This is a genomic window from Asticcacaulis sp. AC466 (assembly GCF_000495815.1).
In the GTDB taxonomy this organism is placed as follows: Bacteria; Pseudomonadota; Alphaproteobacteria; order Caulobacterales; family Caulobacteraceae; genus Asticcacaulis.
Map to the genome: position 1 here is coordinate 63,140 of NZ_AWGE01000021.1, position 21,123 is coordinate 84,262.

The window sequence follows — 21,123 nt, forward strand, 5'->3', positions numbered from 1 at the left end:
GAATAGATGGACTCGCGATGATTGACTGGACATTGCTGCGCTCCTTTCTCGCCACGGTCGACTATGGATCGCTATCGGCCGCTGCCACCGCCACAGGCACGACTCAACCGACGCTGAGCCGACATATCCGAGAGTTGGAATCGGTCGTCGGCACCCCGCTGTTCCATCGCTCAGTCAGGGGGCTTGAGCCGACGGAAGCGGCGCTTGCCCTGGTCGATGATGCCCGCCTGATGGGACAGGCGGCCGAGGCGCTGGCCCTGAAAGCCCAGGGCAAGGGAGAAACCCTGCGCGGCACGGTGCGCATCACGGCCTCGGTCGTGGTGTCCAATCTGATCCTGCCACCGATTGTCGCCGATCTACGCCAGGCAGAACCGTTGATACAGATCGAGCTGGTTGCCTCCGATACCGCGCAAAATCTGTTGCGCCGGGATGCCGATATCGCCTTGCGCATGTTCGATCCGACACAGAACGCATTGATTGCGCGCAAGCTGGGCGACACGCCGCTTGGTCTGTATGCCACCACCGACTACCTGAACCGACGCGGCCGGCCGCAGACGCTCACCGACCTTTTGACGCATGATGTTATTGGCTTCGATCGCGCGGAAGACATTATCAAAGGATATGCGGCCCATGGCTTTGCCGTGACGCGCAATCAGTTCCCTGTGCGAACCGACGACCAGATGGTCTGCTGGCACCTGCTGCTGGCCGGTGCCGGCATAGGGTTCGCGCAGGACCTGCTGGCCGGTGCGCGCCCACAGCTGGAGCGGCTCCATCTCGGCATGCGGCTGCCGGCCCTGCCCGTCTGGCTGGTCATGCACGAAGAGGTGCGCAGCAATGCCCGTATCCGTCGTGTCGCCGATTTCCTGACGACGGCACTGATGGCGCGCCTCAAACCCTAACAGGTAGAAACATCACTACATGCCCATAGTACCGTAGACAAGCAACGCTCTGAATTTAAAGCTTTATTTTTGCCTTTTTTCGCGTATCCCTAGACGGACAGTCGGGGAGCGAACATGGACGCGAAGGTATTTCTGGACAGACGCGGGGTTTGGGCCTTTGGGCTCGGCTGCGTGTGCGTCACCATCGGCGTCTTGCTGCACCTGCCCATGTTCTGGATGGGCAAGGACATGGGCTTTGCCCTCGCCGGCATGCCAATGGACAACGGCATGCTGTTTGGAATGTTCCTGATCGTCGCGGGCATATTCATCGCCGCCTACGGCCTTCTTCCCGTAGGTGTGGGCGAGCAGGTCAGGTCCGCCACACGCATCGCCGTCGCCGCGCCAGAGGACGCAAAACTCGGCCCCGCCCATGCCTTGCTCATGGTCGTGCTGGTCGTCGCCCTTATCATCGATGTCATGAAACCCGCCAGTCTCGGCTTTGTCATGCCCGGACTGATCAAGGAATACGGTGTCACTAAGGCCCAGGCCTCGCTGGTGCCCTTCTTCGCCTTGATCGGCACGGTCTGCGGCTCGATCCTGTGGGGTATTATCGCCGACATCTACGGCCGCAAGGCCTCGATCCTGCTGTCGGCTGTGGTGTTTGTCGGCACCTCGATCTGCGGCGCCATGCCGAGCCTGCTGTGGAACGAAATCATGTGCTTCCTGATGGGGGCCGGGGCGGGAGGCATGCTGCCCGTCACCTACGCCCTGCTAGCTGAAACCATGCCGTCGCGCCATCGCGGCTGGGCGCTAGTCCTGGTCGGCGGACTGGGCGCCGTCGGCGGCTATTTCGCCGCATCCGGCTTTTCCTACCTGCTGGTCCCGACCTTTAGTTGGCGCATATTGTGGCTGATAAACCTGCCGACGGGCCTGATCCTTATCCTGATGGGCGGACTCATTCCCGAATCGGCCAAATTCCTGCTGTCGCGCGGACGCGATGACGAGGCGCAGCGGATCATGGCGCGCTTCGGAACGGTCAGCCACAGGCTGGCTGAAAACGAAGAGGACACGGACGATACCTTCGCTCATCACCACGCCCGGCACGATGGCCGCGAACCAAAGCTGTGGACGCCGGGCCTGATCGGTAAGACGGCCGCCCTGACCATAGCGGCCCTGGCCTGGGGCCTGATCAATTTCGGCCTGCTGTTGTGGTTGCCCAACGACCTTGTCGCCAAGGGCTATTCGATGGCGGTGTCATCGAAACTGTTGGCCGAATCGGCGCTGATCGCCTTCCCGACCGTTTTTGTCTGCACGTGGATCTACAGCCAGTGGAGCACCAAATGGGCCTTTACCACCATGGTGACGATCACCCTGGCCGGGCTGATCTGGGTGCTGCTGCTGGAAAGTAAGGTCGGCGGTAGCCCGGTCCTGCCCATCGCCCTGCTGATCATCGGCTCAAACGGCATTCTGGCGATTTTGCTGCCCTATGCCTCGGAAAGCTATCCGCTGAAAATCCGCGGGCGGGCGACCGGCTGGATCGCCGCCTGCACCAAGGGCGGGGGCGTCCTGGCCCAGACTCTCAGCATTACCGCCCTTGTGCCGCCGCTCGGTATCGCGGCCGGAATGATCATCGTGCCGATCGTCCTGGCGCTGGGCCTATTCATCCGTTACGGCACAGAAACGCGCGGTCTGGACCTGCGCGACCTTGAAAAACACTAAGGGCGCTCAGAGGCCGCGTCAGCGGCGGCGTGCGGGGCGCACGCTGTTACGGTTCGCGCTGAGATGCCAACATTGCCGAGACGCCAACATTAAAGTGCCTTGGCGGGCTTGCCAAACCGGGGCATTTGATCCGACTATAGGCGCAAGAGGACCTTCCCCCATGCCCGACACACACGCCATTTCAGCGCTTGACGCCTTCGTCTCCCGCCTGCCCAAGGCCGAACTGCACCTGCATATCGAGGGTTCGCTGGAGCCTGAGCTCATGTTCGAACTGGCACAGCGCAACGGCATCACCCTGCCCTATGCGAATGTCGAAGTCCTGCGGGCCGCCTACGATTTCTCCAACCTTCAGGACTTCCTCGACATCTATTATCAGGGCGCGGACGTTTTGCGCACCGAGGCGGATTTCTACGATCTGGCCATGGCCTACTTCCGCCGCGCCGCCGCCGACCACGTCCGCCATGCTGAAATCTTCTTCGATCCCCAGACCCACACCGATCGCGGTGTGCCCTATGCCCACGTCATAGAGGGACTGAGCCGCGCCGCGAAAGACGCCAAAGCCCTCGGCCTCAGCGTCCTTCTGATCCACAGCTTCCTGCGCCACCTGTCCGAAGAGGCGGCTTTTGAAAGCCTGGCCGTGGCCGAGCCCTATCTCGACCGACTGACCGGCGTTGGTCTGGACAGTTCCGAGGTCGGCCATCCGCCGGCGAAATTCGCCCGCGTCTTCGCCCGCGCGCGCGAGTTGGGCCTGAAACTGTGCGCCCATGCGGGCGAGGAAGGCCCGCCGGAATATATCTATGAGGCGCTGGACGTGCTGCATATTGACCGCATCGACCACGGCAACCGCTCACTGGAAGACCCGGCCCTGGTGGCGCGCATCGCCGCCGAAGGCCTGACCTTGACGGTGTGTCCGTTATCCAATCACAAGCTATGCGTCGTTACGGACCTCAACGACCATCCCATTCCTGACATGTTGCGAAAAGGGCTACGCGCAACGATCAATTCGGACGACCCGGCCTATTTCGGCGGCTATGTGAACGATAATTTCCGCGCCCTGACGCGGCGCGGCCTGATCAGCCGCGAAGACTGCCTGACCCTGGCGCGCAACGGCATTACCGGCGCGTTCGCCAGCGATGACCGCAAGGCCGAGCTACTCGCGGAAATAGAGCGCTTTGCGGCGGAAAACTGAATAGCCGGCGTCTCGTTCGGGCACAGCGGAAACTTCGGGCTGGCCGATCGAAAAGGCTGTTGCGGGCCGACTCCGCGAAGACTTTGACCGCGAAGCCATGTTGCGAGGCGGCACTGGCTTTTCGTTCAAAGCCTTACCGAATTCGGCGCTCAGACCGACCACAACCAACCCACCGATCAACAGACACAGGGCCAGGCGCAGGCTGCCCGCATCATGACTGGGCAAATTCAGAGCGCAGAAGATAACGAAACTCACTAGGAAGGCGGCGATGGAAAACAGCGTGTCGCGACCGTCACTGACGCGTCGCACCAACAGAGATGTAAAAAGATACAGGCTCTGCAGATAGATATGGACGCCTATGACATAGGCTGTGGCAACATAGGTCTTCCAGCCATACAGCAGCCGGTCGCCGTTCATGAAGGCATCGGTCATGAAGCGGGCATCGTCCACTCCCGCGCGCCAGGTTTCCCTCACACCCGCGACGAAGGCATTGAGACTGACATAGCTTTCGTCATGGACCGGAAGCAGAAACCGCACGGCCAGCAGGCACAGCATGGCCAGATGCCATTCCAGAAGACGTTCAACGCCCCAGATGACGAAACGCCTAAACGGCATAACGGTAATGCCCGGTCAGCTCGGCGCCCAGCATGAAGAGGCTGTCTTCTTCCTTGGGGCCCCACCCGATATTGTGGATGATCAAGGGACGCCGCCGGTCCAAAAGGGCCATGCGGTCGCTGACCACGGCGATATGCGGCATCTTACCCAGTATGCGATAGGTAACCAGATCACCGGCGGCGTAATGGCCCGGCTCTGTCGTGACCGGCAAGGCCTGGCCGAACCGCGACAGAAAAACGCGCAAATTGGGGACGCGGCGGTGATCGATATTACTGTCCGGCTGCTTGAGCCCCCAGGTGCGCGGATACAGCGCGAAATGGGCAGCCATGTCTTCGTGGACGCGCTGTTGCAGGTCTATGCCGATGGCGCGATAGGCGCGGATGACCACATCGGTGCACACGCCCTTGTCAGGGGCGACATCCCCCATGGGGTAAGGGATGCGGGTATAGGTGCCGTCATAGGTTACGGAGCGACGCGTCTGTTCATGCGCCGCCGCCAAAAACGCATCACGCCGGGAAGGCGCTGCGCCGACAGGGTTAGCCTGGGCCGGTCCGGTCAGGACAACAGCAGACAACCCCGTCAAAAGCGCGCGGCGATTCATCAGACGTCTTAGTGCGTGGTGTTTTCCAGGCCGCGCCCGACAGCGGTGATGTCCTTGCCGACGCCCTGGATGGTATGGCACCCGGCCAAAAGGGGCGCCAGAGCGAGAAGGGAAACAATAACAATACGCTTCATGATAATAGTCCTCAGATAGGTTTGGTGTTACGAGCGTGACTCGCAATTGCGGCGATTTTACGGGAATTGAACCAACCATGCAAACCGTCGCCAAGCACAGTCAATAAAACAACCCATGGCGCACCTACACCATGGGCTGAAGATAGATTTGCGATCGCTTCGCGTCTTACTGCTTGGCGGCGCTTTCCATGCCCTTGCCAACGGCGGTAACGTCCTTGCCGGCACCTTGAACGGTGTGGCAGGCAGCGAGGATCGGCAGGAGGGCGATAACGGAAATCATAGCAATGCGCTTCATCGGGCTTATCATGGGGTCTGTCCCTTTTTCTCAGATTGCGTGGACAAGATCGCCACGTGAGTCGCAAGATCACACTTCCGGCATAAGGATTCGATGAGTGGTGATGTCGGATATAATCATGGCGGCATCGGACGAGATTGGCATTGCCGACCATTCCACGCTATGAGCGCACCATATCTCTCTCCAGCCATATCTCGTAAAATGTCCCTACCCCATATAGTTCCAGACACGGTTGTGGTCATTGGCGCCGGCCCCGCCGGCCTTATGGCGGCTGAAACGCTTAGCGCGGCTGGCGTCAAGGTGGCGATTTACGACCGCATGCCGTCGGTGGCGCGCAAGTTCCTGATGGCCGGTCGCGGCGGCTTGAACCTCACGCATTCGGAGCCTTTCGAGCGCTTCGTTACCCGATATGGCAAGCGGGCGCAGGTTTTGCGCCCCGTACTGGAGGCCTTCGACGCCAGGGCTTTGCGCGCCTGGGCCGATGGCCTGGGCGCCGACACCTTCGTCGGGTCGAGCGGACGCGTATTCCCGAAGGCGATGAAGGCCTCGCCCCTGTTGCGCGCCTGGCTGAAACGGCTGGAAGGCCAGGGCGTTACCCTCCATACCCGTCACGACTGGCGCGGCTGGGATGGCGATGCGCTTTTATTCAATGACGATATCCGCATCGTCCCGAAAGCCACGATACTGGCGCTTGGCGGCGCAAGCTGGCCCCGGCTTGGCGGTGATGGCACCTGGGCGGACGGGCTAGCCGCAAACGGCGTTGAGATCGTGCCGTTCCAGCCCGCCAATGTCGGTTTCCAGACGGCCTGGAGCGCCCTGTTCGCCGACCGCTTTGCCGGCGAACCGCTTAAGAACATCGCCGCCCAATTCGCCGGCCGCACGGTCAAGGGCGAACTCATGCTGACGCGCGGCGGGGTCGAAGGCGGCGCGGTCTATGCCCTGTCTGCCGCCCTGCGTGACGCAATCACCAAGACCGGTTACGCCGACCTGGTCGTGGACCTGCGTCCGGATCTCGACGCCGGACAGGTGGTGAACAAGCTCAAGCGCGCCTCACCAAAAGACAGCCAGTCGAACCGCCTGCGCAAGGCGCTCAATCTCGGCCCGGCCGCCATCGCTCTGGTCCACGAAGTCAAGGCGGACGACATCAAGGCAGTGAGCGTGCGCCTGACCGGTGCGCAAGGGCTCGACCGTGCGATTTCCTCGGCCGGCGGCGTCAGCTTCAACGCCCTGACGCCGGACTTTGAATTGAAGGCTTTGCCCGGCGTCTATGCCGTCGGCGAAATGCTCGACTGGGAGGCGCCGACCGGCGGATATCTGCTTCAGGCCTGCTTCGCCACGGGGGTCGCGGCGGCGAAAGCGATAGGCCGCAAATAGCCCGTGCGTCATCGTGCAAACGTGATAGCCTGCACCAAAAATAGTCTATCTTTCGAGGCCTTGCAGTAGTATCCAATGCAACAAAAATAGGAGGTTACTATGCCGGATTCCGCCCCTGCCCTGCGCGCATATGTCTTCGATTGGGATAGCCTCGACAGCCATAAATATATAAGCGACGCGGCGATATGCGCAGCCCTCCTTCAGGCCAATCCGCTTGACGACCAGACGCGCGCCGTGGTGCGGGCTGAAGCCGAATCGCTGGTGCGGTCCACACGCAAGGCCGCCCAACGTCAGGGCGTGGTTGAAAGCTTCCTCAAGGAATTTTCGCTTGGCACCGCCGAGGGCCTGGCGCTCATGTGCCTGGCCGAAGCGCTTTTGCGCACGCCGGATGAGGCGACCCGGGACCAGTTGATCGCCGAAAAGATCGCCTCGGCCGACTGGGCCTCGCATCTGGGCCAATCGGATAACTGGTTCGTCAATGCCTCGACCTGGGGCCTGATGCTGACCGGCAAGATGATTGATGTTGAGGACAAGGCCAAGTCGGATGTCGGCGGCTATATTACCGGCCTGGCGGCGCGGCTGGGCGAGCCCGTTACCCGTCGGGCGGTCGCCCAGGCCATCCGCATCATGGGCGAGCAGTTCGTTCTGGGCCGCACCATCGAAGCGGCATTGAAGCGGTCGAAAAAGGATGGCTATCTCTGTTCATTCGACATGCTGGGCGAAGGGGCGCGTACCGAAGCCGATGCGGTCCGCTACGCCAAGGCCTACGAAGACGCCATCGTCGCCCTGTCAAAGGTGGCCAGCCGGGGACCGGAAGCCGATCACGGCATTTCGGTCAAATTGTCGGCCCTCTATTCGCGCTACGAAGCCGCCCGGATAGATGACGTCATGGCGGACCTCTACCCGCGCCTCAAGCCGCTGGCTGTCCTGGCCGCCCGCGCCAATATCAATTTTACCCTGGATGCCGAAGAAACCGACCGTCTGGCCCTGTCGCTGAAAGTACTCGACCGGCTGTGCCATGAGCCGGAACTGGGCGCCTGGAAGGGATTGGGACTGGCGGTCCAGGCCTATCAGAAGCGCTGCCCCGACGTGATCGCCGCCCTGCGCGTGCTGGCAGAAAAAAGCGGCCGCCGCCTGATGGTCCGTCTGGTCAAGGGCGCCTATTGGGACACGGAGATCAAGCGCGCCCAGGTCATGGGCCGCGAGGACTATCCCGTCCATACCACCAAGGCGGCGACCGATCTGAGCTACCTGGTCTGCGCCAAGGCCCTGATCGACGCCGCGCCGCACATCTATTCGCAGTTCGCCACCCACAACGCCCATTCGCTGGCGGCGGTGCGCCGCATGGCCAATGCCGCCAGCGTCACGGTCGAGTTCCAGCGGCTGCATGGCATGGGCGAACAGCTTTATGCCCAGGCCGCGGAACAGTTCGAGGCCTTTCCCTTGCGGGCCTATGCGCCGGTCGGCGGTCATGAAGACCTGCTGCCGTATCTGGTTCGCCGCCTGCTGGAAAACGGCGCCAATTCGTCCTTCGTCAACGCCCTGCTGGATGAAAAGATCGAACCGAAAGATGTCATCTCCGATCCCGTCGACAAGGTGCGCGCCCATCCCGACCGCCATGCGCGGCTGCCGCTACCGCGCGACCTGTATGGCGACCGGCTGAACAGCTTTGGCCCCGATGTCAGCATCGCCGCGGTTCGCGACCGCCTGACCCGCGCCGTTCATGCGCTCGATGCCGACCGCAAAGACGCCAACGCCCTTATCGGCGGCAAACCGCATTCCACCTATGCCGCGCACATCTTCGCGCCGGCGGACATCACCCGCATCGTCGGGGATGTCCATGAAGCGGACCCGGTCATGATCAAGGAGGCCTTTGCGCGCGCCCAGGCGGCGCAACCGGCGTGGAACGACGCCGGGGGCGACGGCCGCGCGACGGTTCTCGAGGCCATGGCCGACGCGCTGGAAAGCAAGCACGACAAGCTGTGCGCCGTCATGGTGCGCGAAGCCGGAAAAACCTGGCCCGACGCCATCGCCGAGGTGCGCGAGGCCGCCGATTTTTGCCGCTATTACGCCAAACTGGCGCGCGAGCAGTTTTCGGCGCCGACCACCCTGACCGGCCCGGTCGGCGAACGCAACGCCCACCTCCTGCACGGTCGTGGCGTCTTCGTGTGCATCTCACCGTGGAACTTCCCGCTGGCCATCTTCACCGGCCAGATCGCGGCCGCCCTGGCCGCCGGCAATGCCGTCCTGGCCAAACCCGCCGAGCAGACGCCCTTGATCGCCCAGAAGGCCGTCAAGCTGTTCTACGGCGCGGGCCTGCACCCCGACCTTCTGGCCCTGCTGCCCGGCGACGGCGCGACAATCGGTGCGGCGCTGGTGGCCTATCCCGGCATAGCGGGCGTCGCCTTTACCGGCGGTACGGATACCGCCCGGCGCATCAATCTGACCCTGGCGCAAAAAGAGGGACCGATCGTGCCTTTCATCGCCGAAACCGGCGGCCTGAACGGCATGTTTGTTGATACCACCGCGCTCAAGGAACAGGTCGTCGACGACGTCATCGCCTCGGCCTTCGGATCAGCCGGTCAGCGGTGTTCGGCCCTGCGTCTGCTGTTCCTGCCCCACGAATTGGCCGACAGCTATATCGAGACGCTAAAAGGCGCCATGGACATGCTGGCCATCGGCGACCCTGCCGACTTCACCACCGACATCGGCCCGGTGATCGATGCGGATGCCCAAGATATCCTCCAGCTTCATCTCGAAACCCTGCAAAGCCAAGGCAAGATCCTGCACCGCACGCCGATGCCGGAGGGCCTGAACGGGCACTTCTTCGGGCCGACCTTGGCGGAACTGGCATCGCCCACCGAGCTGGAACGCGAAGTCTTCGGACCGATCTTGCATGTCATCCGCTACGACTCGCAAAATCCGGATGAGATGACGAAGGCTCTGGCCGGGCGCGGTTACGGCCTGACCCTGGGCATACATTCGCGCCTGGAGGCTTTTGCCGAAAAGATCATGCATGCCGTCCCGGCAGGCAATGTCTATGTCAACCGTACCGTCATAGGCGCGGTGGTCGGGGTCCAACCCTTCGGCGGCGAAGGCCTGTCCGGAACGGGTCCAAAGGCGGGCGGCCCGCTGGCTTTGACGCGCTTCGCTTCGGAACGGGCGATCAGCATAAATATTACGGCCCAGGGGGGCGATCCAGCACTGCTGAATTTATAGCTCCGGCTACACGCGCGCGTCACGCCACACCTTAGGCGGGCATAGGCTTTACGCCCCGATCGTCCTTTGCCAGTATGCGGCAACAGGAAAAACAAGGGACGGCATTATGCTCAACAAGCGGGAACTTTTGCTAACGCTCGGCGCCATTGCCGTGGCCGGTCAAGCCCGAGCCCAAACCCCCGCCCAGACCGCTGCCAGAGTCGGCCGTCCGCCGTTGGCCGAGCGCCGCTTTACCAGCCCCGCCATCGAGCAGGTCATTACCCAGACCAAGAAGAAGCTGAAGGACAAGTCGCTGGCCGACCTGTTCGAAAATTGCTTCCCCAATACGTTGGACACCACCGTCACGACCTCGGTCGTCAATGGAAAGCCCGATACCTTCATCATCACCGGCGATATCGATGCCATGTGGCTGCGCGATTCCTCCGCCCAGGTGTGGCCCTACCTGCCCTATGCCGCCAAGGACAAGGCGCTGACCACCCTGTTTCGCGGGCTGATTTGGCGTCAGGCGCGCTGCATCCTGCTTGATCCCTACGCCAACGCCTTCATGCGCGACCCGACAGCCATGACCAATCTGGAATGGTCAGCATCGGACGATACCGAGATGAAGCCCGGTGTCGCCGAACGAAAATGGGAGCTCGACGGCCTGTGCTATCCGGTGCGTCTGGCGCATGGCTACTGGAAGGCAACGGGCGATACTGTACCGTTCGACGACGAATGGCGTCACGCCATGCGCACCGTCGTGCATACCTTCCGGGTTCAGCAGCGCAAGACCGATCCCGGCCCTTACCGGTTCCTGCGCAATGCGACCGCCTCCACCGAAATGATGCCGCTGAACGGCTACGGCGCACCGACGAAAAAGGTCGGGCTGATCCATTCGGGTTTCCGTCCTTCGGACGATGCCTGCGTTCTGCCCTTCCTGATTCCGTCCAATCTGTTTGCCGCCGTGTCGCTGAGGCATCTGGCCGAAATGGCCGGCCCACTCGGATTTGATAGCGGCTTTCGCGCCGAATGCACCGGCCTGGCTGAAGAAATCGGCACGGCGCTGGCGCAATATGGCCGCCACCGCCTGCCCGACGGCACCATTGTCTGGGCCTATGAAGCGGATGGCTTTGGCAACACCCTCTTCATGGATGACGCCAATACGCCCGGCTTGCTCGGCCTGCCCTATCTGGGCGCGTGCGAGACAGAGGACACTCTGTATCAAGCCACCCGCGCGGCGGTGTGGAGCGACGCCAATCCATACTTCTTCGTCGGCGCGGCAGGCGAAGGCATTGGTGGGCCGCATATCGGCATGAACATGATCTGGCCGATGTCGATCATTATGCGGGCCCTGACCAGCGATGACGAGGTTGAAATCGCCCAGAGCCTGAAAACCCTCCAGACGACGACCGCCGGCACCGGCTTTATTCACGAAAGCTTCGACAAGGACGATCCCGCCAAGTTTACGCGGCCCTGGTTCGCCTGGGCCAATACGCTTTTCGGCGAACTGGTGCTGGACATCGTGCGGCGCAAGCCTAAACTCGTCGTGTAGCGTGCTGTATGCGTGTTGGGGGGAAGCCTATGCTGTCGCGTCGTTCATTACTGGCTTCGGGCGCCGCGTCTGGCCTGGCGGCGGGTTTGCCTCGCCTGGCATCGGCCCAGGGCGCGACTGCGCTGGCGGGAGGCAATATCCGGTTTGTCGATCCGATGATCGGCACGGGCGGCCACGGTCACGTCTATCCCGGTGCCAGTGTGCCCTTAGGCATGATCCAATTGTCGCCCGACACAGATAATGCGCGCTGGGATGCCTGCTCGGGCTATTATTACGACGACAAGACCCTGCTGGGGTTTTCGCACTCCCACCTGTCCGGAACCGGCGCCAGCGATATGCTGGACCTGCTGGTCGTACCGGTGCTGGGCGAGGTGCGCATCAAGCCTGGCACGCTGGCCGATCCGCAGGGCAGCTATCGTACACGCATGAGTCATGACGCGGAAACGGCGATGCCCGGCTATTACAGCATCGTGCTTCCCGAAACCGGCATAAAGGCGGAATTGACAGCCTCAGCGCGGGCAGGCCTGCACCGCTACACCTTTCCGGCCGGAGACGCGCACCTGCTGATCGACTGGGCACACGGCTTTCGCAATTACGACGGCAGCGCCACGCGGCTAATCTCCTCGTCGATCAAGCTGCTCGACGCACACACGCTGGTGGGGTCGCGCGTCGTACGCCAGTGGGCGCAGGGGCGCGTCATCCATTTTGCCCTGCGCCTGTCGCAGCCCGCGGATTCGATGACCTTCTACAAGGACGAAACGGAAATAGCCGGCGCCACCGCCTATGACGGGACATCGCTGAAGGTCGCGCTGCATTTCGGCAAGGACCTGAGCGGACCATTGTTGGTCAAGGCCGCCCTGTCGGCCGTCGATATAGACGGCGCCTTGGCCAATCTGGATTCGGATGGCCTGGGCTTCCGCTTCGATGAAACGGTGACGGAGGCGCGCGCGGCCTGGGACGGCGCCATCGGCTGCATAAGCCTCGAAACAGACGACATGCAAAAGCGCCGGATTTTTTATACCGCGCTCTACCACACGCACCTCGCCCCAACCTTGTTCAGCGATTCCGACGGGCGCTATCGCGGCATGGACAAGCAGGTGCACCAGTTGCCACCGGACCGCTTCAACTACAGCACCTATTCGTTGTGGGACACGTACCGCGCCCTGCATCCGCTCATGACCCTTATCGCGCCCCAGCACGCCATGGCGTTCGCCGAAAACCTGATCGAACAGGGCGAGCAAAGCCCGGCGGGCCCGGTCATCTGGCCATTGCAGGGCGTAGAGACCTTTTGCATGATCGGCTGGCATTCCGCGGTGGTGATCGCCGAGGCTCTGCATAAGGGCCTGTTCGGCGATCGGACATCGGCGGTGGCCAAGCGCGCCTGGACGCTCTATCGCAAGCTCGCCTTCGACCGCAACACACCCGGCCTCAATGCCTATCGCACACTGGGCTACATCCCGTGCGACCTGGAAGGCGAGTCGGTGTCGAAGACGCTGGAATACGCCTATGACGACTGGGCTATGGCCCATATGGCTCAGGCCGCCGGCGCCTACATGGACTCAGCCCTGCTGCGCGAACGGTCCCGCACCTACCGTCAGGTATTCGACAAGGCGACGCAATTCTGCCGCCCGCGCCTGACCAATGGCCAATGGGCCACGCCGTTTGATCCGCGCAGCATGGGGTATAATTCAAAACGGTGGTGGGACTATACGGAAAGCAATGCGTGGCAGGCCACCTTCCTCAATCAGCACGACCTCTATGGCCATATAGAGCTGTTCGGCGGTGACGCGGCGTTCGAAGCGAAGCTGGACGCCCTGTTTAACGCCTCTTCGGACCTGCCCCCCGATGCGCCGCCCGACATGACCGGCATGATCGGCCAATATGTGCATGGTAATGAACCCAGCCACCACATCGCCTATCTATACGCCTATGCCGGGGCGCACCATAAAACCCAGGCCCGCATTCATGATATCCTGAGGAGCCAGTATCGCGACGGGCCGGACGGCATGGCGGGAAATGAGGACTGCGGCCAGATGAGCGCGTGGTACATCCTGTCGGCGCTGGGTTTCTATCCGGTCGACCCGGTCAGCGGCGTCTATGTATTCGGCTCCCCCCTCTTCCCGAAGGCGGATATCGCGCTGGGCAACGGCCGGTCACTGACTGTCCTGGCGGATGGCGCCGGTGACGACAAACCCTATATCGACAGCGTTTCGTGGCGCGGCGTGCCGCAGACGCGGTCATGGATCGGCCATGCCGATCTGATGCAGGGCGGCGTCCTGCGCTTTGTCATGTCGGATACACCCAATCTCGCCTTTGGCCACGCCCCCACCGACCGGCCGCCGTCGTTTCAGTACAGTTGATCGCGGAACCGGCGGCTGCCAGCCAGTTCACGGCCGTCGTTCAAGGTGATGCGCAGATCGCCCGACCCCGTGCTGGACACCTGGCGCATATGGCGGCGATTGAGCAACCGCGAACGGTGGATACGCGCAAAGCCGTAGGGCGACAACCGCTTGTCATAGGCCGCCAACGTATCGCGCACCAATAGAGGCGGGGCTGAGGCCAGATGCAGTTCGACATAGTTACCCGCCGCCTCGGCATAGACGATTTCAGCAGGTGACACGTAGACGGTTCGACCGTCGGTGCGAATTTCAATGCGGTCCGGCAAAAGGGCTGGCATAGGTTGCGTCAACCGCTCATTGACCCAGCAGAAGCCCATGACCACCAGAAAGGTCAGCGCATCCTTGCGGCCTTCATAGATCAGCTCCAGCGCCAGATGCCCCTGCGCAAAGTTATAGGTCCGGTGGACCAGGCTGTATCCGCACTCCCGGATGGCGACCATGGCGGCAATATGCAGGAGCGAAAACAAAAGGCAGGCCCCCGCCTGGATCAGCACGAAGCGCGGCAGGCCGAGACGTCGCCAATGGAAGCGGTGATAGCTGAAATAGAGCGCCGGGGTCAGCAGCATGATGGCGGCATAGCTGGACATCTCCCACAGGGCTGGCTCCCACAAAGCCGTTTTGGGGTCCTCAATCATGTGAGACGAAATATTGACCAGTATGACGATGAGCAGAAACAGGGCGATGATGCCATAGAGAGACCAGGGAATGAATCGCCTCGTCCCTATTTGGTCGCCATCTGCCCCCGATTGATTGCCGGTCATCCCTATTCGCCCCTTCGGCGCCGCCGTCAGAAGCGGCGCACTTGAGCTTAAGATTAGCCGCAAGTCAGGTTTCCCTCCAGTTCAATTGTGGAGCCGTCGGCGAATGCGAAAAGGTGCCGCGCCTTGACCCCAAAAGGACCGAATGATACCCAGACAGCCACAGGGAGTACGGATTTTATGTGGCTGGATGACGCGCCGAAGGTGGCGGTTTTTGAAAATGTCGATCGCCACCGGTTCGAAACCGCGATCCTCCCCGTCCAGCGTCCGGCCATCCTGAAAGGTGCCGCCCGTCATTGGCCGGCGGTCGCGGAAGCCGCCAAAGGCCCTGACGCCATCTGCGACTATTTCAAAGCCCGCGCCAATGATCGCAAGGTCATGCTGCTATCGGCCAGGCCGGAAATAGACGGCCGCTACAGCTTCAGCGACGACCTGCGTGGTTTCAACCACCAACAACGGCAGTTGCCGTTCGCCACCATCGCCGATCTGCTGCTGCGCGACCGTGAGGACGACACCGCGCCATGCCATTATGCCGGCGGGGTGCCGGTCCAGCAGATCATGCCGGACGTGGCCGCGGAAAACACGCTCGACCTCATGCCGGAAGACAGGCCGCGCATGGTTTCGCTATGGATAGGCAATCGGACACGCACCGCCGCCCATTGGGACCTGCCGCAAAACCTCGCCTGCGTTGTGGCCGGCCGGCGGCGGTTTACCCTTTTCCCTACCGACCAGATCGAGAACCTCTACATCACACCGCTCGACCTCACCCTGGCCGGACAGCCGACCAGCCTCGTCGATTTCCACGCGCCCGATTTCGCGCAGTTTCCCAAGTTCCGCGACGCCATGCGTCACGCCGAGGTTGCCGATCTCGCGCCGGGCGATGTGCTATACGTCCCCAGTCTCTATTTCCACCATGTTGAATCGCTGGACAGCTTCGGCGCCATGATCAACTTCTGGTGGCGGGAGGGGCCCGCCTACCTGGCACGCACAACACCGCTCACAACCCTGATGCACGGGCTTATGACGCTGCGCGATCTGCCGCACGAAGAGCGCCTGCGTTGGCGGACCTTGTTCGATCACTATCTCTTCGAACCCGACCCGTCCGTGGCTCATATTCCGCCCCATGCCCGCGGCCTGTTCGGCGCGATGACACCCGAAATTGAGAGGCAATTGCGGGCCTATGTGATGCAAACCCTTACCGATAAACGGTAAGCTTGTTGAAAGACAAGAATCGGCCACATCTTCCACGCTAGTAAAAGTTTGGAAGTGATCTCTTGACCGCATCCCCGCATCCCCTTGTGCTCAAAGGCCGACAGGCGTTTCAGGCCGGCGATGTCTCAGGTGCGTTTTCCATATGCAGCATGCGGCTGAACGAAGCCCCCGACGACGGGCATGCCCTGGAACTGAAATCGGTGATACAGGCGGCGCGCGGCGATGAGCGCGGTGCCGAGGCCACGATGCGGCAGGCCATACAATACGACCCTGCCTCGCCCTGGGCTCTCAACGACCTGACGCTCCTGCTGCACAATCAGGGGCACCGCGCCGCCGCCGAAGCCGCCGCCCGCGACGCCATCATCAACCTGCCGGACGATCCGCAGGCACATCTGCAACTGGCAGTCATTCTGGGCGAGAAAGACGATCTGCCGGCGGCCGAATTTCACAACCGCCGCGCCCTGGACCTTGCCGGTCCGCATCCGCAGATTTTCGTCAATCTCGGCCTGATCCTGTATAGCCAGGGCCGCATCGAGGAGGCCCTGCCCGTTCTGCTGGAAGCGCACCGGCTGCAACCGGAGTCGGCGCAAATCATGGCGCATATTTCGCGCGCCTTCGAGGCCAAGCGCGACATGGCCGACGCCTTCATATGGCTGGAGCGCGCAGAAGCCCTCGGCCGCCGGACCGGCGAGGATTTCACGCTGCTGCGCGCGCTTTATCTCAGCCACGCCGACCAGCCGAAACAGGCGCTCGAGCTCATCGAATCCCGGGGCACACTGGCCGGCCCGGCCATGCTCGATCGCGCGCGCCTGCTCGATAAACTGGGCCGCCACGAAGAGGCCATGCATGGCTTCGTCACCGCCAAGGCGCGGTTGGCGGATGACATGGGCGTCCGCTACGATGCGCCGCATGTGGCGGCGGAATTTGCAGCCATGAAGCGCTTTTTCACCGCCGAGACGATGCAGCGTCTGCCACAGGCGCGACGCCGCGAAGATGTGGCGCAACCGATTTTTATCCTGGGGTTTCCGCGTTCCGGTACGACCCTGATCGAACAGATGCTCGACGCCCATCCGGACGTCAGCGCGGGGGGCGAATTGCCGTTCGTGCATGAATGGCGCGCACTGATCGACGATCTGCTGCCCGGCGGTACGCCCTTTCCCCAGCGCCTGGCGCAAGCCCAGGCCTTTGATTACCGTCACGTCGCCAGCGCCCTGCGCGACGACTATCTTAGGCGGGCAGAATCCTACGGCCTGACAAGCGACACGTTATTTTTCACTGACAAGATGCCGCTGAACGAGGTGTATAGGCCGCTTATCCGCCTGGCCTTCCCTGAAGCGAAGATCATTCGCATGGTTCGTCACCCGCTCGATGTCGCCCTGTCCATGCTGTCGCACAACCTGACCCATGGCTATAATGCCGGCTACAAGATCGAGACCATCATCGAGCACATGGTGGCGACGCACGATCTCAACACGCACTATGACGCCGTTGTGGGCCACCCCGACCTGACCTTGAAATACGAGGAATTCGTCACGGATCAGAAGGGGTACACCCTGCGCGTCCTCGGGCGGGCGGGATTAGGCTTTCATGAGGCAACCCTGCGTTTCCATACGTACCCGCACCACACGCCGACTCCGTCCTATACCCGGATATCAAAACCGCTCAACAGCCGGTCGATTAATCGCTGGAAGCCCTATGAACGCTTTTTCAAGCCGTTCCTGCCCCAGGTCGGGCCCGTCATCGAGGCACTGGGCTATACGGTGTCCTGACTGCCGGGTGTCCACGCTGAGACGGTTATCCGAGAGGCCCGACCTATGCTTTGGTGCCGCTGGCCAGACGTTACAGAGTCAAAAGAGTACCATTTAAATACCACGGCGTAGTATTAGCGCACCACATGCCGCACTCCAGTGGTTTTAATGCTCGCAAAGGCACGAGAACGACACGAAACATATAAAATTGGGCTCAACCTCAGGCCGAGAGGTTGCAAATATATCGCGTTGATCGGCCATCCACCAGTGCGTCATGATACGATTTTGTGCAGTTACGGCCCCTTTGGCAATTTTTTGCCGACTTTCATTAAGATCGATTGCTTTTTGGATTTAGTTAAGCCATACCACTTACATAAATTGGTATTATAGGGGAAACACGCTATGCCCGATGCCGTCGCATCAAAGTCGAAAACGCCATGGGGGGCCGTGCTCCTCTTCTGTATGCTTTTCTTTATCTTTGGTTTCGTTACCTGGCTGAACGGCCCCCTGATTACCTTTGTCAAACTGGCGTTCAATCTGACTGACGTCGAAGCCTTCCTGGTGCCTTCGGTCTTTTATCTCTCCTACTTTTTTCTGGCCCTGCCGGCAGCCTTCATCCTGCGCGCCACTGGCCTGAAACGGGGCATGGCGCTGGGCCTGTTTATTATGGGATTGGGTGCGGCCGGGTTCGGCCAGTTCGCCACCATGCGAATCTTTCCCGGCGCCCTGACCAGCCTCTTCATCATTGGTGCGGGCGTCTCGCTGCTGCAGACCGCCTCAAACCCTTATATTTCTGTTCTCGGCCCCATCGAATCGGGCGCACAGCGCATCGCCGTCATGGGTATATTTAACAAGTTCGCTGGCTTTCTGGCGCCCATCCTAGTAGGGACCTTCATCCTGCATGGCCTGGGTCAGTTCGAAGCCGACGTCAAAGCGGCAACAGATCCCGCCGCCAGGGAAGCCATCCTTAACGCCTTTGCCGCCCGCATTCATACCCCCTACATGTTGATGGCCGGCCTGATGGCTATACTCGCCGTCTTTACCTGGTTTTCGCCCCTGCCCGCCCTGGGCGACGATTCCAACCCCGACTCTGGCAAGGGGTCGCGGTTCGCCTACATCCAGATGTTTTTCGGCTTCCTCGCCATCTTTTTCTATGTCGGCGCCGAAGTCATGGCTGGCGACGCCATCACGACCTATGCCAATGGCTTTGGTCTGCCGCTGGAAATGACCAAATACTTCACGTCGGGCACCCTGGTCGCCATGCTGGTTGGCTATGTCGTCGGCCTGATCTCGATCCCTCGCTTCATCAGCCAGGAAAAATACCTCAACCTGTCCGCCATACTCGGCATCGTCCTGACGCTGGCGGCCTTCCTGACCAAAGGATATGTGTCCGTCGCCTTTGTCGCCTTGCTCGGCTTCGCCAATGCGATGATGTGGCCGGCCATCTTCCCGCTCGGCATACGCGGCCTGGGCAAGCTGACCGAATTCGGCGGCGCTCTGCTCGTCATGGGCATTGCTGGCGGTGCGGTCATTCCTCAGTTGTTTGCGCACCTTAAGGAAGTCTATCCGTTCCAACTCGTTTTCATGGGCCTCATGGTCGTCTGTTACGCCTACATCCTCTTCTTCAGCCTGTTCGCCACGGCAGCAGGTAAGAAAACCGTCACCGGCCCCGTGCCATCGGACGTCTGAAAAGACGCGCCGTCACCCGATCCCGCTCCAGCGAACTGTGTTATGTTGCCTGTTATGACTCAATCAAATGCCCGTCTGTCGCTGTTTGCCGGTGTCGATGGCGGCGGTACCAAATGCCGCGTGCGCCTGCGCAATGCCGAAGGCGTCCTGCTCGGTGAAGCGGAAAGCGGACCCGCCAATATCCGGCTGGGTCTCAACCTGGCGTGGGCCAATATACTTGGCGCGCTTGACCAGACACTGGTCCAGGCAGGTCACTCTGCCGGCGTTTGGGACCGCATCAGCATCGGACTCGGTCTGGCGGGCATTTCGTCGGCCGAAGACGCAGAGAATACAATAAAGGCCGGGCCGCAGTTCGGCCGTTGCGACGCGTCATCCGACGCCCATACGGCCTGTCTCGGCGCCTTTTCCGGGCGTGACGGCGGCATACTGATTTCCGGCACCGGCAGCGCCGCCTATGCCTGGGTTCAGGGCCGGGGCCGCCAGATCGGTGGATGGGGCTTTGAAGTGTGCGACAACGGTTCGGCGGCCGATCTCGGACGTATGGCGCTTCGTATCGCTCTGGAAGGGCATGACGGACTGGCGCCGCAAAGCGATTTCGGGCGCGCCATCCTCACCCATTTCGGCGGCCACCCGACGGATATCGTCCATTGGGTCACAACCGCCAAGCCACGCGACTACGGAACCCTGGCCCCCATGGTCATGTCCTTTGCCGACAAGGGCGATCCGGTTGCTGTGTCCATCGTGCAAAAATCGGCCGACGATCTGGCGCGCTATATCAATCGCCTTCACGCGGTTGGCGCAGACCGGGTTTGCCTGGTCGGCGGCATGGCCCCTATCTTGGCCCCCTGGATCAATCCGCAAGCGCGCAGCCTGCTGGCCGAAGCCGAACACGACGCCATGGAGGGGGCATTGCTGATGGCGCATGGCATCAACAACGGCTTGACCCCGGAACAGGTCGTTGCATGATGGCCGACACGTCCCGCACCCTGACGCGGTCAGTCCTGCTGGAAGTCGTAGTTGACACCGCGGCCGACCTGCGTGTGGCCTCTGAAAACGGCGCCGATCGCATTGAATTATGCGCGGCACTGTCGGAGGGCGGGTTAACACCTTCACTAGGCCTGATGACGCTGGCTGCCGAACTGGACGTGCCGGTACGCGTCATGATCCGACCGCGCGCCGGGGACTTCACCTACACAATCGATGAACGTCATCTGATGCGTCTCGACATCTCCGCCGTGGCCGGATGCGGGTTGGAAGGCGTGGTTATGGGGGCCAACCTGGCGGACGGACGCCTCGACACAGAGCTACTACAAGATCTGGTTAGTCATGCCAAAGCGCACGACTTGTCGATCTGCCTGCATCGCAGTTTCGATCTGGCGCCGGATGCTGTCGAAGCACTGGAACTCGCCATCGCGCTCGGCATTGACACTATATTGACATCTGGTGGGGGTAACACAGCCGCCGACGGCGCGCCCGGTTTGAGCCAACTGGTCAAACAGGCGAACGGCCGCATTGAAATCCTGGCCGGCAAGGGCATAACCGCCGAAAATGTCAGCGCCATTCTGGCGTCTGGCGTGCCTGCGGTCCATGCCTCGTGCAGCCAGCCTTTGCCCTTACGTCAGGATCGCGCCGCCGCCCTTGGCTATGTTAACGCCAGCCAGAGCGGCACGTCGGCCCAAGCCGTGGCGCACCTGAAATCCCTCCTGTCGGGAGGCACTGCATGAATGCCCAGTCCGAAATGACAGACCAACTCAAATCGCCT

General features: G+C 61.6%; 17 protein-coding genes. 12 read left to right on the plus strand and 5 right to left on the minus strand.

The annotated features are described in order from the left end of the window. Nucleotides 1-17 precede the first annotated feature (17 nt). The 3 genes from AEAC466_RS40710 to AEAC466_RS40720 all read left to right on the plus strand — a co-directional run bounded on the left by AEAC466_RS40710 (nucleotide 18) and on the right by AEAC466_RS40720 (nucleotide 3,786). Entirely contained in the window at nucleotides 18-899 is an 882-nt protein-coding gene (locus AEAC466_RS40710) for a LysR family transcriptional regulator (RefSeq protein ID WP_023459723.1), read from the plus strand. A 114-nt stretch (nucleotides 900-1,013) separates the two neighbouring features. Then, complete coding sequence (locus AEAC466_RS40715; protein WP_023459724.1) at nucleotides 1,014-2,597, plus strand: MFS transporter; 1,584 nt, start codon at nucleotides 1,014-1,016, stop codon at nucleotides 2,595-2,597. Between the two features lie 160 nt (nucleotides 2,598-2,757). Beyond that, nucleotides 2,758-3,786 carry an adenosine deaminase gene (locus tag AEAC466_RS40720; RefSeq protein ID WP_023459725.1) on the plus strand — a complete coding sequence of 343 codons (1,029 nt, stop codon included), beginning with the start codon at nucleotides 2,758-2,760 and terminating at the stop codon, nucleotides 3,784-3,786. Here the strand turns inward: AEAC466_RS40720 and AEAC466_RS40725 are convergent. The 4 genes from AEAC466_RS40725 to AEAC466_RS40740 all read right to left on the minus strand — a co-directional run bounded on the left by AEAC466_RS40725 (nucleotide 3,748) and on the right by AEAC466_RS40740 (nucleotide 5,431). Beyond that, on the minus strand, nucleotides 3,748-4,401 hold the full coding sequence (locus AEAC466_RS40725) for a hypothetical protein (protein WP_023459726.1): 654 nt from the start codon (nucleotides 4,399-4,401) through the stop codon (nucleotides 3,748-3,750). The two genes, AEAC466_RS40720 and AEAC466_RS40725, sit on opposite strands and share 39 nt — an antisense overlap. Then, on the minus strand, nucleotides 4,391-5,002 hold the full coding sequence (locus AEAC466_RS40730) for a DUF1287 domain-containing protein (RefSeq protein WP_023459727.1): 612 nt from the start codon (nucleotides 5,000-5,002) through the stop codon (nucleotides 4,391-4,393). The genes AEAC466_RS40725 and AEAC466_RS40730 overlap by 11 nt, the downstream gene beginning before the upstream one ends. A gap of 8 nt (nucleotides 5,003-5,010) precedes the next feature. Beyond that, on the minus strand, nucleotides 5,011-5,136 hold the full coding sequence (locus AEAC466_RS40735) for an entericidin A/B family lipoprotein (protein ID WP_023459728.1): 126 nt from the start codon (nucleotides 5,134-5,136) through the stop codon (nucleotides 5,011-5,013). A gap of 166 nt (nucleotides 5,137-5,302) precedes the next feature. After that, nucleotides 5,303-5,431, minus strand: a complete 129-nt coding sequence (locus AEAC466_RS40740; RefSeq protein WP_023459729.1) for an entericidin A/B family lipoprotein — start codon at nucleotides 5,429-5,431, stop codon at nucleotides 5,303-5,305. A gap of 201 nt (nucleotides 5,432-5,632) precedes the next feature. Here AEAC466_RS40740 and AEAC466_RS40745 point away from each other — a divergent pair, with 201 nt between their 5' ends. The 4 genes from AEAC466_RS40745 to AEAC466_RS40760 all read left to right on the plus strand — a co-directional run bounded on the left by AEAC466_RS40745 (nucleotide 5,633) and on the right by AEAC466_RS40760 (nucleotide 13,915). Then, nucleotides 5,633-6,805: a TIGR03862 family flavoprotein gene (locus tag AEAC466_RS40745; RefSeq protein ID WP_031239416.1), complete on the plus strand. Its 1,173-nt coding sequence runs from the start codon at nucleotides 5,633-5,635 to the stop codon at nucleotides 6,803-6,805. A 99-nt stretch (nucleotides 6,806-6,904) separates the two neighbouring features. Continuing rightward, nucleotides 6,905-10,024: a bifunctional proline dehydrogenase/L-glutamate gamma-semialdehyde dehydrogenase PutA gene (putA, locus tag AEAC466_RS40750; protein WP_023459731.1), complete on the plus strand. Its 3,120-nt coding sequence runs from the start codon at nucleotides 6,905-6,907 to the stop codon at nucleotides 10,022-10,024. A 106-nt stretch (nucleotides 10,025-10,130) separates the two neighbouring features. Then, nucleotides 10,131-11,555, plus strand: a complete 1,425-nt coding sequence (locus tag AEAC466_RS40755; protein WP_023459732.1) for a glycoside hydrolase family 125 protein — start codon at nucleotides 10,131-10,133, stop codon at nucleotides 11,553-11,555. A 29-nt stretch (nucleotides 11,556-11,584) separates the two neighbouring features. Continuing rightward, on the plus strand, nucleotides 11,585-13,915 hold the full coding sequence (locus AEAC466_RS40760) for a GH92 family glycosyl hydrolase (RefSeq protein WP_023459733.1): 2,331 nt from the start codon (nucleotides 11,585-11,587) through the stop codon (nucleotides 13,913-13,915). On the opposite strand, the gene AEAC466_RS40765 is transcribed toward AEAC466_RS40760, so the two are convergent. Next, on the minus strand, nucleotides 13,903-14,715 hold the full coding sequence (locus AEAC466_RS40765) for a LytR/AlgR family response regulator transcription factor (protein ID WP_023459734.1): 813 nt from the start codon (nucleotides 14,713-14,715) through the stop codon (nucleotides 13,903-13,905). The genes AEAC466_RS40760 and AEAC466_RS40765 overlap by 13 nt on opposite strands. 177 nt (nucleotides 14,716-14,892) lie before the next feature. Between AEAC466_RS40765 and AEAC466_RS40770 the strand changes: the two genes are divergently transcribed. The 5 genes from AEAC466_RS40770 (at nucleotide 14,893) to AEAC466_RS40790 (ending at nucleotide 21,085) form a co-directional block, all read left to right on the plus strand. Then, nucleotides 14,893-15,924 carry a cupin-like domain-containing protein gene (locus tag AEAC466_RS40770; protein ID WP_023459735.1) on the plus strand — a complete coding sequence of 344 codons (1,032 nt, stop codon included), beginning with the start codon at nucleotides 14,893-14,895 and terminating at the stop codon, nucleotides 15,922-15,924. Nucleotides 15,925-15,986: 62 nt separating this feature from the next. Then, nucleotides 15,987-17,693, plus strand: coding sequence for a tetratricopeptide repeat-containing sulfotransferase family protein (locus tag AEAC466_RS40775; protein ID WP_031239424.1), 1,707 nt, complete (start codon nucleotides 15,987-15,989; stop codon nucleotides 17,691-17,693). Nucleotides 17,694-18,074: 381 nt separating this feature from the next. Continuing rightward, nucleotides 18,075-19,361, plus strand: coding sequence for a sugar MFS transporter (locus AEAC466_RS40780; RefSeq protein WP_023459737.1), 1,287 nt, complete (start codon nucleotides 18,075-18,077; stop codon nucleotides 19,359-19,361). Nucleotides 19,362-19,415: 54 nt separating this feature from the next. Next, nucleotides 19,416-20,327, plus strand: coding sequence for a BadF/BadG/BcrA/BcrD ATPase family protein (locus AEAC466_RS40785; RefSeq protein WP_035430383.1), 912 nt, complete (start codon nucleotides 19,416-19,418; stop codon nucleotides 20,325-20,327). Further along, a complete protein-coding gene (locus tag AEAC466_RS40790; RefSeq protein ID WP_023459739.1) occupies nucleotides 20,324-21,085 on the plus strand; it encodes a copper homeostasis protein CutC in 762 nt (253 codons plus the stop codon). Before AEAC466_RS40785 ends, AEAC466_RS40790 begins: the two co-directional genes overlap by 4 nt. Nucleotides 21,086-21,123: the final 38 nt, after the last annotated feature.